The 15,280-nt window shown below is 48.9% G+C and carries 14 protein-coding genes and 8 tRNA genes; 4 read left to right on the forward strand and 18 right to left on the reverse strand.

Annotated features, from left to right (window positions below; genetic code table 11):
- Window positions 1-4: 4 nt before the first annotated feature.
- From BZG82_RS12765 to BZG82_RS12775, 3 genes are all read right to left on the reverse strand, one after another.
- Window positions 5-772, reverse strand: coding sequence for a glucosaminidase domain-containing protein (locus BZG82_RS12765; RefSeq protein ID WP_108742990.1), 768 nt, complete (start codon window positions 770-772; stop codon window positions 5-7).
- A gap of 100 nt (window positions 773-872) precedes the next feature.
- Window positions 873-2,159, reverse strand: coding sequence for an ATP-binding protein (locus BZG82_RS12770; protein ID WP_077766002.1), 1,287 nt, complete (start codon window positions 2,157-2,159; stop codon window positions 873-875).
- 42 nt (window positions 2,160-2,201) lie between these two features.
- On the reverse strand, window positions 2,202-2,906 hold the full coding sequence (locus BZG82_RS12775; RefSeq protein WP_077663459.1) for a response regulator: 705 nt from the start codon (window positions 2,904-2,906) through the stop codon (window positions 2,202-2,204).
- Between the two features lie 175 nt (window positions 2,907-3,081).
- On the opposite strand from BZG82_RS12775, the gene BZG82_RS12780 reads away from it, so the two are divergent.
- Both BZG82_RS12780 and BZG82_RS12785 read left to right on the forward strand, forming a co-directional pair.
- The gene (locus BZG82_RS12780; protein WP_415752745.1) at window positions 3,082-3,861 is read left to right on the forward strand and encodes a MipA/OmpV family protein; all 780 of its coding nucleotides are present in this window, start codon (window positions 3,082-3,084) and stop codon (window positions 3,859-3,861) included.
- Between the two features lie 250 nt (window positions 3,862-4,111).
- Entirely contained in the window at window positions 4,112-5,281 is a 1,170-nt protein-coding gene (locus BZG82_RS12785; protein ID WP_077766003.1) for an MFS transporter, read from the forward strand.
- A 32-nt stretch (window positions 5,282-5,313) separates the two neighbouring features.
- Here the strand turns inward: BZG82_RS12785 and BZG82_RS12790 are convergent, their stop codons facing one another.
- From BZG82_RS12790 to BZG82_RS12815, 6 genes are all read right to left on the reverse strand, one after another.
- Entirely contained in the window at window positions 5,314-6,126 is an 813-nt protein-coding gene (locus BZG82_RS12790; protein ID WP_077766004.1) for a 4Fe-4S cluster-binding domain-containing protein, read from the reverse strand.
- Window positions 6,113-7,672 (reverse strand): YjjI family glycine radical enzyme, encoded by a 1,560-nt coding sequence (locus tag BZG82_RS12795; RefSeq protein ID WP_077766005.1) that lies wholly within the window; start codon window positions 7,670-7,672, stop codon window positions 6,113-6,115. Before BZG82_RS12795 ends, BZG82_RS12790 begins: the two co-directional genes overlap by 14 nt.
- A gap of 97 nt (window positions 7,673-7,769) precedes the next feature.
- Window positions 7,770-8,465, reverse strand: coding sequence for a sterol desaturase family protein (locus tag BZG82_RS12800; RefSeq protein ID WP_077766010.1), 696 nt, complete (start codon window positions 8,463-8,465; stop codon window positions 7,770-7,772).
- 254 nt (window positions 8,466-8,719) lie between these two features.
- A complete protein-coding gene (locus tag BZG82_RS12805; RefSeq protein ID WP_077663454.1) occupies window positions 8,720-8,995 on the reverse strand; it encodes a hypothetical protein in 276 nt (91 codons plus the stop codon).
- Between the two features lie 121 nt (window positions 8,996-9,116).
- On the reverse strand, window positions 9,117-9,578 hold the full coding sequence (locus BZG82_RS12810) for an N-acetyltransferase (RefSeq protein WP_131826240.1): 462 nt from the start codon (window positions 9,576-9,578) through the stop codon (window positions 9,117-9,119).
- Window positions 9,579-9,752: 174 nt separating this feature from the next.
- Window positions 9,753-9,843: transfer RNA gene (locus tag BZG82_RS12815), tRNA-Ser, on the reverse strand.
- Window positions 9,844-10,024: 181 nt separating this feature from the next.
- Here BZG82_RS12815 and BZG82_RS12820 point away from each other — a divergent pair.
- Window positions 10,025-10,384 carry a HopJ type III effector protein gene (locus BZG82_RS12820; RefSeq protein ID WP_069586822.1) on the forward strand — a complete coding sequence of 120 codons (360 nt, stop codon included), beginning with the start codon at window positions 10,025-10,027 and terminating at the stop codon, window positions 10,382-10,384.
- A gap of 52 nt (window positions 10,385-10,436) precedes the next feature.
- Here BZG82_RS12820 and BZG82_RS12825 read toward each other — a convergent pair whose 3' ends face one another.
- The gene (locus BZG82_RS12825; protein ID WP_077479212.1) at window positions 10,437-11,414 is read right to left on the reverse strand and encodes an arginine deiminase-related protein; all 978 of its coding nucleotides are present in this window, start codon (window positions 11,412-11,414) and stop codon (window positions 10,437-10,439) included.
- 320 nt (window positions 11,415-11,734) lie between these two features.
- Window positions 11,735-12,709, reverse strand: a complete 975-nt coding sequence (locus BZG82_RS12830; RefSeq protein ID WP_077766007.1) for an ABC transporter substrate-binding protein — start codon at window positions 12,707-12,709, stop codon at window positions 11,735-11,737.
- 199 nt (window positions 12,710-12,908) lie between these two features.
- On the opposite strand from BZG82_RS12830, the gene BZG82_RS12835 reads away from it, so the two are divergent.
- A complete protein-coding gene (locus BZG82_RS12835; protein WP_077766008.1) occupies window positions 12,909-13,868 on the forward strand; it encodes a sensor domain-containing diguanylate cyclase in 960 nt (319 codons plus the stop codon).
- Between the two features lie 17 nt (window positions 13,869-13,885).
- On the opposite strand, the gene BZG82_RS12840 is transcribed toward BZG82_RS12835, so the two are convergent.
- From BZG82_RS12840 to BZG82_RS12870, 7 genes are all read right to left on the reverse strand, one after another.
- Window positions 13,886-13,961 (reverse strand) — tRNA-Gly (locus tag BZG82_RS12840).
- Between the two features lie 330 nt (window positions 13,962-14,291).
- Window positions 14,292-14,368, reverse strand: a tRNA-Met gene (locus BZG82_RS12845).
- 37 nt (window positions 14,369-14,405) lie between these two features.
- Window positions 14,406-14,481, reverse strand: a tRNA-Gly gene (locus tag BZG82_RS12850).
- A gap of 132 nt (window positions 14,482-14,613) precedes the next feature.
- Window positions 14,614-14,690, reverse strand: a tRNA-Met gene (locus BZG82_RS12855).
- Between the two features lie 37 nt (window positions 14,691-14,727).
- Window positions 14,728-14,803 (reverse strand) — tRNA-Gly (locus tag BZG82_RS12860).
- 10 nt (window positions 14,804-14,813) lie between these two features.
- Window positions 14,814-14,890: transfer RNA gene (locus tag BZG82_RS12865), tRNA-Met, on the reverse strand.
- A 29-nt stretch (window positions 14,891-14,919) separates the two neighbouring features.
- A tRNA-Cys gene (locus BZG82_RS12870) sits at window positions 14,920-14,993 on the reverse strand.
- Between the last annotated feature and the right edge of the window lie 287 nt (window positions 14,994-15,280).

Below are 15,280 nucleotides of genomic sequence, written 5' to 3' on the forward strand. Positions count from 1 at the left end.
TTTCCTAGTCGTTATTGGATGAGGATGATGGCTGGTCGAGCATGTCCAGTTGGTTGTGGCGGATCATCGCTTGTAACTCGTCCACATAGGCCTGACCACGCTCTGAATAGCGTACCAGCCCATTGGCGAGTGCTGCGCCTGACAGTGGTTTATTCTGCTCACGCAGGTTGGCGCGGATCTCGCGTAGCCCTTGGTACGCGGCATGAGTATTTAAGTTATTGATGTAGCTTTGTACCGAGGCTTGCGGGTTATCAAACGCTGCAACTTCGTGCACTTTCCCTTCCGCTCGTTGATTAGGGACCAGTCCACATCCTTTACTAAAGCACCACTGGCCGAAGTAGTTATTCCCTTCCCGTGCAAACCGCGACGTGCCCCACGCACTCTCATTCGCCGCCTGCGCTAACACCAACGACGGAGGAATAATATCCACCCGTTGGATCAATGCCATCCAGTCTGCTTCTTGGTCGACGTTAAAGTCTTTAAGCTCATACTGTTCGGCAAGCGCTTGGACGCGTTTTATTTCTCGGCTACTTAGCTCACTTTTACGCGCATGCCATGCCATTAATGCGGTGCGATCCGCCAATATTTGGCTGTTAATGGCATTAACCACAGGGGTGAAGTAATCAAAAAACGCCTGCTTTCGCTCTGCCCCCGCGGCAAAAGATTGGAAATCAGGAACAAGGGGAGCTTGGGGGCGCTGACATGAGATCAAAATGGTGACGGTCACAGCAAGAATCGCCATGCCGATAAAGACGAAGGTACGATGTTTCATAGTGCCCCTAATGTTGTCGATGTGGGCGGTATTATACGCGAAATACCCGTTGGCGACGAATGCCGCCCTCTCAACTTAACACTGGCTGAGTCACATTATATTAACAAGGTAAGATGACCCGAAAGCATGCGCCGCCTAAATCACTATGGTCGATTTCAACATTGCCACCGTGGCGGGTGACAATTTGTTTGACGATCGCAAGCCCCAAACCATAGCCGGAACGCTTTTTATCGCGGGAACGATCTGCACTGTAAAACGCATCAAAGATAAACGGCCAATGTAATGGATCAACGCCCTCACCATCATCGTGGACCGCAATCACCAGCTGCCTGTCCTCACAATAGACACGCACGGCGATTTGACTTACCGCATACTTCTCCGCATTACCAATTAAGTTGGTAATCACCCGTTTTAGCAGGTGTGGATCCGCCTCAATACTGGGCAAGTCCTGCGGTGCATCCAAGCTCACGGATTTGGTGCTTAGTGTCTGCCAACGCGGCCATTGTTCATTCATCCACACAGACGTATCTAACGTTTGTGGTGTGAAGAGCGTATTAGGATGATCAACACGGGCCAAATACAAGAGCTCATCAACGAGCGACGCCATTTCGTCGGTATCCTCAATGATACTGGCGACTTTTTGTTGCTGCTTATTGTCCAGCGCGCTCTCACTCAACAGCTCTGCTTGCCACTGAATACGAAACACGGGAGTACGCAATTCATGTGCAACCGCATTGGTCAGTGCGCGACTGCTACTCACAAGATTGGCAATGCGGTCTGCCATATGATTAAAGGTACGATTCAGCGACCCGACACGTTGGTGGCTACGTGTTGATGCGCGGGCATTTAAATCTCCCCCAGCAAACTGTAAAGCCGTTTTCTCTAACGCGCGAACACGACGGCTTAAAAACCAAACCATAAAAAAGCTGTAAATAGCAAAGCCAACAAAAAGAAAAACAATCAGCAAATTATCTTCGAAGGCTATTGCACGATGTAATGGGGAGTTTGGATCCTCTTTTAAGGTGTAGAACACCTGCATATCCGCAAGGTGGAACCACAACTTGTCATCATCGTCGTAGTAGACATCAAATTGTCTATCGGTACGGTCGAAGTAATTTTTTACCGCGACAGGCAAGTGCTCAGCCGGGTGAGTATCTAGCGCATATTCAACTTTATGGGTGTATGCCTTTAGCGCATCCAGCGCCGCGTCCGTGCCTGAGGTTGCCTCAATGATATCCAACATATCAACAAGACCATCCGCTCGTCGTTCTAACAGAATAGCATCATGATCATCGGTGATTTCATACACCAAGACGACATACGTCACCAAGCTGGCAAAGAAAATAATAACCAAGCCAAAGAAGAACTCTAAATAAATGCGGCGCATGCCCCTACCTCAATCCAACGACCTATTGCACTTGGATAAGCACTACCAAGTATCAGGCACAAATAAATAGCCTTTACTCCGTACCGTAATAATCCGGCGCGGACTTGCAGAATCATCCATCAGTTTTTTGCGCAGCGTGACGATTTTGTTATCTACGGTTCGATCAATCCCATCATATTCAATCCCGCGCAGTGCTTGGGTAAGCGTGTCTCGAGATTGTACCGAATCGGGATGCGAGGCTAGTTGCCACAGGAGATCAAATTCACTTTCCGTTAAAGTGATACTTTGCTCATCTAGCTTACATTGCCGGCGTGCTTGATTAAGCACAAGGCCTCCATATTGCAGCACCCCTGGGGGAGCGGATGACATGACCGTCTCTGATTGGCGACGCAACAGCATACGTACACGCGCCATAAGCACGCGAGGTTTAATCGGCTTACTGACAAAGTCATCGGCACCAATTTCCAGCGCAGCCACATGATCAAAATCGTCATCACTGGCAGTTAACATCAAAATTCTACCGTGGTAACCATTGCGGATCTGTCGACAAATTGTCAGCCCATCGTCGCCGGGCAGCATGAGATCCAGCAATACCAAATCGGGTTGCGCTGCCAATATTTTCTCTGCCGCGCCTGTGCCTTCTGCCAATGCCGTTACGGTGTAATCTTGCGCTTCGAAGTATTCCGTTAACATTGCGCGCATTTTGGGGTCGTCCTCGACCACAAACAGGTGCAGTTTCTCTTCCATTTTGATTGGTCACATCATCACTAAAAGGTAACAAGTATACCAATTTCCCTATCGATTCAACTGATTCCTGCTCTGACAGATGTCAGACAATTCCTGACGAACTGACGATATTCTCTGATTGCTAGTGCGCTTACATTACTGCCAACCCCAGTGGTGAACATCATTAAAGGAAGTAATCATGAAAAAACTAGCAATTATCATCGCGGCTATCGCCTCAAGCGCGGCCTATGCTGGCGACACTTATATTCGTAACGGCAACATTTATTCACATGAAGGCCAAGCAGTTGCCAGCATTGGCGTAGGTGTCACCAGCGATCTCTATAAAGACCAAGACAAAAACATCTATCCGCAGTTTAACCTCGGTTACAACGGCGAAAACTTTAACGCGGATCTTTCCAATGGCCTTAACTACCGCTTCTTGGGTAACAATGATGATACTGTGAACCTCAATGCCTATATTGGTCATTTAACGCCTGGCTACAAAAGCAAAGATGCAGATATTCTTAAAGGCATGAAAGATCGTGATCCAGCCATTGATGGCGGTATCAATATGGACATCAACACAGGCAAAGGTGGCGTATTGTCTACCTATGTAGGTCATGACATCACTGGTGAATACGATGGCTTCAATGCAGGCATGAAGTACATGCACCTCACCCACTTCGGCAATGTTGACTTTGTACCTTATGCCGGAGTTGATTGGTTGAGCAAAGACCACGTTGACCACTATTTTGGTGTGAAAGACAGCGAAGCCACGGCACAACGCGCCGCCTATAAAGGTGATGACGCCTTTGCTTACAATGTTGGCTACAAACTTGTCGTACCAATGGGTGAAAACTGGGATATTAGCCAAACCACACAATATACCCGTTTAGGCAGCGACATTGCTGATTCGCCAATCGTCGATAGCGCGAACCAGTGGGCAGCTCAAGCGATGGTTAGCTATCACTTCTAAGTAACAAGTCGGCCACTGGTTTATCTAGTGGTCGGCTCCTCTCACCTTACTGCGTAATACTTTGTTTATATTGTCAAAAATAGTTTCCTCTCCATCACAATTTATTTCAATGGGTTGTTATTGCGGCCTTCAGTCACATTTTGTTACATTCCTAACGCATAACACAGTTTCTCGCTTTTATCCCCTCGCCATCAAACGCTACATGGCGACACATTCGCGACTTTTCTCTGACTCACGCGCTAGGATGCCCATGAAAAACATCTTATTTTTACCCATTGCCATGTTTGCGTTCGGGATGGATGCCTATGTCGTGGCGGGCATTATTCCGGACATTTCGACCAGTTTTCAGATCACAGATGCGCAAACCGCACAGATGGTGACGGCCTTTACCTTGTGCTATGCCCTTTCTGCGCCAATCTTGGCGACATTGTTGGCGGGCTTTCCAACCAAAAAGGCGCTCGTGCTATCGATGCTGGTGTTTATCTTCGCTAACCTTGTCACGGTATTCAGCACGCACTTAAGCATGTTGCTGGCAAGTCGTGCGCTAGCCGGTATCGGCGCCGGTATTTTCTCGCCTTTAGCCGCGGCGAGTGCCGCCTCTTTGGTGCCAGCAGAAAAGAAAGGTCGCGCACTAGGGCTGTTACTGGGTGGCATGAGCGCAGGTACTGTCATCGGCGTACCTGCCGGTCTTGCTCTCGCCACTTGGCTGGGGTGGCAAGGCGTCTTCACCGTTGTAGTCGGTATCGCGTTTATTGGGCTGATTGGCGTGTTGCTTGGGGTGCCCCATATCTGTGTCGCACCACCGCCATCACTGAAAGCGCGTGTCGCATTGCTCGCCAATCGCTCGGTGTCTGCCACCATTGCTGTCACCTTCCTGACTGCTGTCGCTAGCTTGGGGCTCTACGCTTATCTCGCACCTATAATTACGGGCATCACACAACACACTAACCTCACGCCATATTTATGGGTTTGGGGACTAGGCGGCATGATGGGTAGCTTCACCATCGGCCATTTGATCGACTGGGTAAAACACCCACGAGCCATCTTGCTCGGGATACTAACGCTCATGTCCGTGGCCATCTTGAGCATTCCGAGTAGCTTGCCGTTGCCCTCCATCATTGCCTTTGTGCCATTTTTCTTATGGGGCGCTGCCGGTTGGTCGTCGCTCGCGCCACAGCAACACACGCTGATTAGCCTCCAACCGGAGCACAGCGCTGCGGTGGTTGCACTGAATAGTTCGTCAAACTACCTTGGTGGTGCTGTGGGTACCCTTTTGGGTGGGCTGTGGCTCGGCCACGGCCTCTCGGTGACTCAGCTTGTCTATGCCGCCGCGGCAGTTGGTGGCGTTGCAATCGCTATTCAAATCGGGATTCTACGCCAAAGTATTCACGCCGTAGCGACAAGGTGCAAAAGTACCTAGTTTAGCAATATTCTAAGTATCCCACTTCTTCATTAAACGTTGAATTTACTTGCCTCAGTCGTCAGTAACTCAGGTGGTGGCATGGTCACGGATTGCAGTCCTGCCGTTTGTAAGGCGATTTTTATGGTATCGAGATGCGCTTGTGTTGCCTCTGGCCAATTGGTGGCATCGCCCGTCACGCCTGCGCGGTGAAAGCCATTTAAACGCACGGAAAACACATTTCCCTGCGCCAACTGCATTTGCTGCAAATCATATAAATAGGCACAAAGTGGCGACAGATTAGCTTGCCAGTCGGTATACCCGGGGATCAGTAACAGCCGCACTTCCTGCAATTTTCCCTGCTTCGCCAGCCAACTTAGGCTGTCACGCACACGGCGAGACGAATGTCCGGTCAAGGCCCGATGCGTGTCATCACCCCATGCTTTCATATCCACCATGGCACCGTCCATGTAGGATGACAACGCCTGCCAACGCTGACATGACACACCGCCATTAGTGTCGATTAAGCATGTAAGGTGGGCTAATTCAGGGTGCTGTTTGACCGCGCGAAAAAGCGCGCGGACAAAGCGCCATTGCAGACTGGCCTCACCGCCACTGACGGTAATTCCACGAATAAAGTGCCGTTGTTGATAAATCGCCGTCACTGCCTCGGCCAAAGACATATCGAATGCGCTTGCACTGTCACGCTCAATGGTTTCAGGGTTGTGGCACCCCGGGCAACGAAATTGGCAACCTTGTAGAAAAAATACCATCCGATTACCGGGACCATCGACACAGGAATAGGGCAACACACTTGCAACCCGAGCCACTGGACCCGATATTTTCTCCTGCTTAGGATGACTCATGAATGTCCGTCCAACGCGCGCCAGCGAGAAATTCCGCACTCACGACTCTCGGCTGCCGCGCTGTCACTGTCGTCATCTCAGAAGCTTCTGCGCCCAATACCGTGGTATTGGTCCGAGAGCCCGATTGTTTGAACTGGGCAATCTCGGACTTTTTCACCATATAGCCGGTGATACGCACGAGATCATTCCCATCTGTATTCGCCGTGAATTCGCGCAGCCCGGATTGCAGCGCCCCTAAACATAAATCGGTTAATGCATCGGGATTGCCTTTAATGGTGTCATCCAATGTCAGGATCTCGCTCACACCCGCTTCAAAGTAAGGGTGTAACGGCGCAAGCGCCTGCAAATGGGTGACAGGATCCGGTTCATAGCCGTAACGAATCCGCACCCCCGGAGTGGTCCCTTGGTCAATGGATAAGCCACCTTGCGCATGCAGCAACGCTCGCCCACGCCAGCCATGCTTCACTGGAGTCTCTGCTACAAACGTACTTAATGCTTTGGTGATATCGTGTGCCATATCATTCGCCGCTGCATCGTGGCCATATTCGCCACATAGGCCTTGGCGTGCCATCAGGGTATTGACCGCTTCAGCCATCGCATACACGCCAAACATGGGGACAAATTTTTTCTCATCAATCAAGCCTTCCTGCACTAGAAAGCTATTAAAAAAGTGTGATTCTTGATGCAGGAAGTGACTGCGTGCATCGATCAGCTCCACCATCAATGCGCCGTAATGCGGCAAGGTGTGCGAGAGCAATGTCGAGAGATCATTTGCTTCTTCTGCGACTTTTTTTAAGTTAAGGCGTACCAAGGTGTTCGCGCCGCCTCCAATCGGTAGCGCGTTGTAGCAACTCACAATCCCCACATTGGGCGAGTGAGCCTCTGCGTCACCAAATGTGGCTTGGTGTACCGGCCAGTTAGCAATATGTGGCTTGCTACAGGCAATGATGTTATCTGTCGCCTGCCGAACTAGGGTGCGCGGGGTACGAGACGGGTCCACCATCAAGGTCAGGTTTGGGGCGACTTGTTGCAGTTCTGCGTCGATGCGCAAAATCATGCGACAAACACGATTATCATCTGGGCCAATATTGGCATGCATAAATGCGTCTGGCAGTGTTCTGTCAAGCTGGATCCAGAACCGCTTCAGCGCTTGATACAAATGTTCATCACTCACATCATCGCAATATGGCAGCAAGAGTTGATCGAGGTAGCCCAAAAACACCGGGATATTGGTCACCGAAGGCACATGATGGTAAAGCACCATGAGCTTCATCAGCGCGTCCTCTAGATCGGTTGCCGGCGTTAACGCCAAATACTCCGAGCCACGTTTTAAAAAGCGGGCATAATCGGGCAACACATAACGCGGCTTAAAGGGAGCGTGACCCTCAAACATATCGCCGATCACACCCTGCTCCATCGCAGCCAAGAGCGCTCGGCTGCAAGGTACGTAGGGTAAAGCCGCATCGGCTTGCGCAGCGAGCGCGAACGTTTTCTGCGAAGGGGTTAAGTGCGGATGGGTAACAATGGCATGCATAGCGTCGGTCATGCGGGGCTCCTGACAAGCTGAGTTCTAAAAATAACCCCATGAGAATAAAGGGTTATTTTCTTAGAATATGTTAGCTTGTCCACACGATGGAAAACCGCTACCTCTCACGTGATGCTTCCACGTCTGTCGTGTGACCTTGTGCTTGTTCTGGTGGTGCAAACAAGCACTGCCATCGTTGCCGAAAACTCAGACCGGGCTGCGTGGCGTCTCGCCACATTTGTTGCCATTCTGCAAAAGTTACCACCAGAGGGTTGAAACTATTCACTGGCTTGGGGAGAGACGGGGTATTAAAAATCCACTCCACAGGCCCCAGTGTCTTTATCCATTGAGTGTGAACAAAAAACTGTAACCCTAAATTCAGCAGTACAACAAACACCACCCATTGCGGCGGAAATCCGATCACCACCAGCGGCAGCCAAAACAGCCACATCCCTGCCAGCGGGTACATTAAGCTTTGGCGAAACGCGGTGCTAAAGTTCATCCGCTCAGAGCTATGATGCACCACATGCGCCGCCCACATCCAGCGCACACGATGGCTAGCGCGGTGAAACCAGTAATAGCAAAAATCCTGCGCGACCATCAGCAATAAGAACAAGCCTACCGACATTTCAATATCGAACAACCGCCAGCCAAACCACCACAAATACACCTTGGCAATCAGCAACCCTGTCAGTAAATCTGCAGCTTGATGCAGCCCCGCCAAGGTAAAATTGCAAAGCACTTCCGGCACGTAATAACGGGCATTATCGCCCAGTTTTCCGTGGCGCAGCGCCACCCAGTACTCCCCCAGCATGCATAAGAAAAACACGGGAGCGAGCACAAGCAGTAGCCATTCGGGATGGGAAATCAGTTCGGTCACGGGGCCTTTATCGCACGGTACAATTTATTAACATGTTAGGGGGTTCCAGCCAACCTGTAAGGAAAAGTATCACCAAGCTGTTAATTTGCGCACATATTGCAATACGGTGGATGTTCTTCATCAATGATGAAAAGCGCCCAAACGGCGCTTTTCGCTATTCAATTAATTATCGCCGTAGTCAGGCTCGCTTAATCTCCGCCAAGTGGATTTTTACGGTTTTTATGATGAATACGCACCTCTCTGGCCTGCATATGATGTTCACCAGTGACCTCAACGTTCATGCCAGGTTCTAGCTCATCAAGCATGTCAGGGTCAGCCTCAACCTTATAAAGTCCATCACTGGTGGCTACCATCATGTGGTCTTCTCCGATGTCCGTTACTTGCCCGTTTACAACGATGGGTTGCGCATGAGCTAACACGCCAAAGCTGAAGAAAAAACTTAGAAGACAAAATATTGCTTTCATGGACGTTCCTCTTTATGTTCGCAATCCGCAGAAAACAAAGTAAAGAACAAAGAGGCAATCGTTGCCAGTGAAATACTGACTCTTTGTTATGGCGTCAACCAGACGCTCGCGTCACACGCCGCTAGTCCCCTACTTTTATCTCGTAAGTGGTAAAGCATTCACCCAGCATATGTGTTTTAAATACTCGTAGAGCACGTTGCGTTAAAAATGTGGATTCTCGACGGGTGTGCAGCAAATGAAGATAAACGACTTGATGACCAAGTTGTTCAGCGCGCGAGAGTAGAAACTTAAACACGTGCCGCCCAAGTCCCCAGCGCGAGGTATCCAACACGATCGCCAATTCAAAATCACATTCAGTACGCTGAATACCACACCATCCTACTAGGCAGTTGTTGACACTCACCGCCCTAACCAAACATCCGTCTTGAGTATCAATGTGTCTCTTCTCTCTCACCCATGTTTTGATGCTCTGTGCATCAAAAGAGGCATGTTCGATAAGATGCTGGCGAATGCTGGGTTTATTGAGTATGGGGATAAAGTCGTTTGGCGTGATGGCATCGAGTGGTAAGTAATTAATCATCATAACACTCCAGTATTGGGGCGACTGTAGGGGGCGAGCGACGTCAAGAGTCGCCAGACTAGGCTTACAGTATCAAACAGAAGAGGCTGGATCAGAACAAGGGGCGGAATGTGTTGATGGGATCTGTCTTTACACGATCAAAAAAGCCGCTGATTACTCAGCGGCTTTTTTGATATGTGGCGGAGGGACAGGGATTCGAACCCTGGAAGGGCTATTAACCCTTGCCGGTTTTCAAGACCGGTGCTTTCAACCGCTCAGCCATCCCTCCGAACAGGTTTGTATACTAATGATGGCCTTACGCAATGTAAAGTACTGCAACACTATTTTTCGTTTAAGTGATGGATATTTATCCATTATTCGCACACAGTGACTTCACATCGGAGGAGCAAGTTGGTACAACGTGTCTATCCTCCATGAAGAGGCCGCGTTTTAATAACTCAGGAACAGACATGACCATAGATAGTTTTCTCGTCAAAATCACAAAGACTCCCGAGATGGTGACGTTTGATGAGACCTTGGCCGTGATCGATGCACATTACGATTACGCCCCGACTCGCTTTACTAATGGCAATCTCGCCAATAAAGCGGGCCAAAATACCGGTTCGTGTAAAGTGTTGGCATTTTGCCAACTGCACGAGTTAACCGAAGAGCAGACCCTAGCGTGTTTTGGCGGGTATTATCGTGAGGACGTGCTCAGTAATCCATCCGGCAACGACCACCAAAACATCCGCAATTTTATGGTCACCGGCTGGAAAGGTGTCGACTTCGACAAAATGCCACTTAAAGCGAAAGCAGGTGTGCATTCATAATCCATAAAAAACGGCGATCAAATGATCGCCGTTTTTACCGCTTAGCGATAATTTACACAGTTTGGTGCCGAGGCAGGAAGATTTCACCCATCATGCAACGCACACTCCCTCCGCCGACGGTTTCAATGGTGTTTACATCAATCGGCACCAGCTTGCCAAATTGACGTAAAGTCCGCTTTTGATCTTCAGTAAACGCACTATACGCGGAAAGAGACATCACAATTAACGACTCACCGTGACGATTGCGTAGCTGCAAAATATTGCCACACAGTTGATTCATCTGTGCCTCGCTGATTGAAACCAAGGTTTTGTCTTCGGCGAGCGTATTACACACGAGCTCACGTTGAGCAGGCTCGATGACCTCGTCACACACCACAGCAAACGCTTCACCCACCGCCATCATCACATTGGTGTGATACACAGGATTGCCGTCACTCATTGCCGTGTTAAAGCTAACAACTTGGCGCATACCCACTTTGGCTGCCCATTCGGTTAACAGAATGCTGTCACAGCGGTGAGAAAGTGCTGCATAGACACGCTGGTTGAGGTGATCAATCACCATCGCACCCGTACTTTCTAGAAACGCTTCGTCTTTGTCGTGACACTTTACTTTGTGCACATGGTTAACGGCGTAGCCCGCTTTATCAAGGGCCGCCATCAGGCGCTCAGGCTTAACCTCAAGTTGACGATTAGGACATGCCATCGGGTACAGATACAGTTCACCGCTTGGCAATGTACTAAACCAGTTGTTAGGAAACACAGCATCAGGCGTTGCTGGATCGGAGTCTGGATACTCCATCACGACGACATCAATACCATGGCGACGTAGCGTCATCACCATATTATTAAACTCTGCCATGGCGCGCGTTTTCACTTCCTCATCGGGCAACGCCAGCGCATGCTGGAAACCATTATCTTCACTGGTTTGTGCATTAAATTTAAAGTGCACAGGTGGCACCATGACCACCGCAGACGCTGCGTGTGGATGTGTAAGCGGATATTGGGTATCGCAGCTCGCTAAAAACGCCATAAGCAAACCTTCCAAAACAACATGATTAAAAGAGTATAGATGGCCTGTCGCGCACACGATCACTTGTCGGTGCACGCTGGCCCGAATGCTTGATAAATTTAATAACCGCAGGAAAATATCATTGAAACAACTCTTTTACAAACAGAGTTTTTTGATGCGACCTGATAACGCGAAATGCCGCAACGCTGTCGATGGTTGCTACCACAGGACAGGTCTTTTCTTGCTTAGCAGCAAGCCGGTTTTTGTCCGGATACCTCAACGCACAATTTGAAATTACACAAGCACCGCTCAAGCATAGGTAGGGCTTGCCACCGTTAGGATTAGCGAATCGGCACCCACTCCCGAGGCGGAGCTAAACCTAACTGAGCAAACTCCGCTTTGCTGTAAATACCGGTTCCTTGGTGCCCGACAGAGATAGGGATTTGATCGGCTGGCATGCCGGCAAATACTTTATGGATGTAAACCGCAGCGTGAATGCCATGCTTTTCACCATCTAACACATACCCGCCGGCAGCCATACCCTCACCAACTGATACTTTCCAAAAAGCAAAAACAGGATGCTTCGCGTTTTGGTTCGTCCAAGCAATCACTTGGTTTGCATCGATATTCCTTCCCATCCTATCGCGCAATGTTTGGTAGCTACCCACAAAAAGCACATCATAGTCATCGTCTAGAACTGCTTTTTTCCAATCAGGAAACGTTGTAAACCTCTCGATCCTCGTGATCGTTTGATTTAACTTAGAAAAAAGGTTTGCCTGGCTTTGCAAATAAGCGGTGTTGATTTTTGCAGTGGGACCATCATCGAAGAGAATTTTAATATTTTTAATCGGTTGATTAGAAAGCTGAATCACATCAGACAGCGAGCGATAAAAATGAGGCCGCTCAAGAACACCGGTCACGCGGACAGGCCCATTCAGGCTCTCGAGCAACGGCAGGGGATCGCCGTTTACGCCAAGAAAAACAACATCAATGTTTTCATGCTGCAGCCTAGGGAGCATATGATTCAGCGCGATATCATCACAAAGCAGGACCACATCGGGCTTTACCTTTTTGTAAAAGGCAAAAGCTTCGTCAGCTTTGCGTTGATGCTCTGATACAGGTAGCTTTTTAGCGTTCATCTCAAAACGCGATACATGAATACTCTTATCAAGTACCTTGTTCAGGCCCAGTGTATAACTCTCGGTCCACGAGAATGTTTTATGGTAGCTATCAATGATTAGCAGCTTATGTGCTTGGGCCGATGCTTGGCTCAACACTCCCAAAGCCAAGACAACACCTAAAATCAATGCTCTCATTAAATGCCCTCTTATCTATCGTCTTAATACTGTAGCCAAATAACAATGACACCTCTTGGTAACATTAAAAAACTGACGGTAATTGAGTGTCATTACGCGTTCAATCGCCCATACATGACCTAGCGAGATCCCATTGCGCTTTTTATATGACTATTGAGCTAAGGGTCTATACTGAATAAGCAGGGATGGAGGGCATAAAATGACACCGGCTCAGCCAACGAATAACGAAGTACAAAGGCTTCATTTACTTCATGATTTAGGCATTTTAGATACCGGTCATGAAGACAGGTTTGAGCGCATTGTTCGCGTTGCTGCCTATATCTCAGAGTGCCCCATTGTTGCGATCAGCTTAGTAGACGAGCACCGTCAGTGGTTCAAAGCTAAGCGTGGACTGGCGGTGAATCAGACAGGACGTTCAGAGTCCATTTGTGGGCACGCCATCCACCAACTAGAGCCGCTTGTGATTAATGATACGTATCTTGATGAGCGCTTTGCCGACAACCCCTTAGTCACAGGGCCTCCCTTTATCCGCTTTTACGCTGGCTTCCCATTTAGTTTGGATAACGAACATATTCTCGGCACGCTGTGCGTGATAGACAGACAGCCTCGTGAACTCGATGGCCCCTGCCAGCGCGCATTGGCAGATCTTGCGCACATTGTTGAACACGAGCTAATCATGACTCAACAGAATGTGTTAGACCCCTTAACAGGCCTGTTAAACCGGCGCGGTTTTAAGCGAGAAATTAGCGAATACCTCAATGATGACCTAGTGATCGAAGATCGCTACACACTATTACACTTCGACGTTCGCCAACTCCATCAACTTAATCATGACTATGGTAAGCTCGCGGGCGATCAGATTCTCAAAACCTTTGCGCGTTGTTTGAATGATGTGTTTGATGATGTGGGCTGGATAGGACGTATAGAGGGGTGTGAGTTTGCTGCGTTATTGATACAACAAGATGCAGATACAGTGGATAATCAGCTAGAACAATTATATATCAGACTATCACAACAACTTTCTTCGTATCGCTACCCATTTAGCTACACAGCTGGGCTTGCGCACTTCAGTGCCGTTGATCATACAGTCACGTTGGAAACCATGTTACTCGATGCCAGCAATGAAGTAAGACATTACCCATTACCAATGGAAAGATAACTGCTAAGGAAGCAAATTGGAGCGACATACGAGGTTCGAACTCGTGACCTCAACCTTGGCAAGGTTGCGCTCTACCAGCTGAGCTAATGTCGCTTTGTGACAAGCGTTTATAACGCTATATGAAATTGGTTGCGGGAGCCGGATTTTATCGCGCAATGCAATTGCGACGACCGCAGGTCTTATTGATAAACTTGCCTACGTTAATGACTTCACATACCTAAAATTTGGTTGCGGGAGCCGGATTTTATCGCGCAATGCAATTGCGACGACCGCAGGTCTTATTGATAAACTTGCCTACGTTAATGACTTCACATACCTAAAATTTGGTTGCGGGAGCCGGATTTTATCGCGCAATGCAATTGCGACGACCGCAGGTCTTGTTGATAACCTTGCCTACGTTAATGACTTCACATACCTAAAATTTGGTTGCGGGAGCCGGATTTGAACCGACGACCTTCGGGTTATGAGCCCGACGAGCTACCAGACTGCTCCATCCCGCGTCCGTAACATCAATCGTTGCTTGATGTGGGCAAAACTTGGAGCGACATACGAGGTTCGAACTCGTGACCTCAACCTTGGCAAGGTTGCGCTCTACCAGCTGAGCTAATGTCGCTTTGTCGCAAGCGTTTTATAACGCTTTGTAAAATTTGGTTGCGGGAGCCGAATTATCGCGCAATGCAATTGCGACGACCGCAGGTCTTATTGATAACCTTGCCTACGTTTATGACTTCACATACCTAAAATTTGGTTGCGGGAGCCGGATTTGAACCGACGACCTTCGGGTTATGAGCCCGACGAGCTACCAGACTGCTCCATCCCGCGTCCGTAACATCAATCATTGCTTGATGTGGGCAAAACTTGGAGCGACATACGAGGTTCGAACTCGTGACCTCAACCTTGGCAAGGTTGCGCTCTACCAGCTGAGCTAATGTCGCTTTGTAAAATTGGTTGCGGGAGCTGGATTTGAACCAACGACCTTCGGGTTATGAGCCCGACGAGCTACCAAACTGCTCCATCCCGCGTCCGATTTTTACTCCGCCTAGTGGAAACATGGAGGCGCGTCCCGGAGTCGAACCGAGGTCCACGGATTTGCAATCCGCTGCATAGCCACTCTGCCAACGCGCCTTTCTTTTTGTTTCCGCCGCTGCGGTACGGGAAGGCATTCTACGGATTAACGTGATCGAGTCAACACTTATTATTTAATAAAAGTTTCAACTGCCTGCTTTGTAAACGAAAAAGCCAAACTTCGCGCGATTTGATGTAATTTTCAGCATTTTATCTCTATTGTTATCAACTCAGTCCGCGTTTTCCTTTGTACAACACTGGAGATGATTAGGTCTACGTGCACAAAGCTATCTTCCCATCTCCTCCTCCGCTAAAAACAAAACTATCCACTATTAACAATTTTGTGA

The organism is Salinivibrio sp. PR5, assembly GCF_001996085.1.
Classification (GTDB): Bacteria; Pseudomonadota; Gammaproteobacteria; order Enterobacterales; family Vibrionaceae; genus Salinivibrio; species Salinivibrio proteolyticus.

Excerpts from the sequence above, each read along its gene's own strand:
- BZG82_RS12765 (WP_108742990.1), bottom strand. The coding sequence starts at position 772 with ATGAAACATCGTACCTTCGTCTTTATCGGCATGGCGATTCTTGCTGTG.
- BZG82_RS12770 (WP_077766002.1), bottom strand. The coding sequence starts at position 2,159 with ATGCGCCGCATTTATTTAGAGTTCTTCTTTGGCTTGGTTATTATTTTC.
- BZG82_RS12775 (WP_077663459.1), bottom strand. The coding sequence starts at position 2,906 with ATGGAAGAGAAACTGCACCTGTTTGTGGTCGAGGACGACCCCAAAATG.
- BZG82_RS12785 (WP_077766003.1), top strand. The coding sequence starts at position 4,112 with ATGAAAAACATCTTATTTTTACCCATTGCCATGTTTGCGTTCGGGATG.
- BZG82_RS12790 (WP_077766004.1), bottom strand. The coding sequence starts at position 6,126 with ATGAGTCATCCTAAGCAGGAGAAAATATCGGGTCCAGTGGCTCGGGTT.
- BZG82_RS12795 (WP_077766005.1), bottom strand. The coding sequence starts at position 7,672 with ATGACCGACGCTATGCATGCCATTGTTACCCATCCGCACTTAACCCCT.
- BZG82_RS12800 (WP_077766010.1), bottom strand. The coding sequence starts at position 8,465 with ATGCTGGGGGAGTACTGGGTGGCGCTGCGCCACGGAAAACTGGGCGAT.
- BZG82_RS12805 (WP_077663454.1), bottom strand. The coding sequence starts at position 8,995 with ATGAAAGCAATATTTTGTCTTCTAAGTTTTTTCTTCAGCTTTGGCGTG.
- BZG82_RS12810 (WP_131826240.1), bottom strand. The coding sequence starts at position 9,578 with ATGATGATTAATTACTTACCACTCGATGCCATCACGCCAAACGACTTT.
- BZG82_RS12820 (WP_069586822.1), top strand. The coding sequence starts at position 10,025 with ATGACCATAGATAGTTTTCTCGTCAAAATCACAAAGACTCCCGAGATG.
- BZG82_RS12825 (WP_077479212.1), bottom strand. The coding sequence starts at position 11,414 with ATGGCGTTTTTAGCGAGCTGCGATACCCAATATCCGCTTACACATCCA.
- BZG82_RS12830 (WP_077766007.1), bottom strand. The coding sequence starts at position 12,709 with ATGAGAGCATTGATTTTAGGTGTTGTCTTGGCTTTGGGAGTGTTGAGC.
- BZG82_RS12835 (WP_077766008.1), top strand. The coding sequence starts at position 12,909 with ATGACACCGGCTCAGCCAACGAATAACGAAGTACAAAGGCTTCATTTA.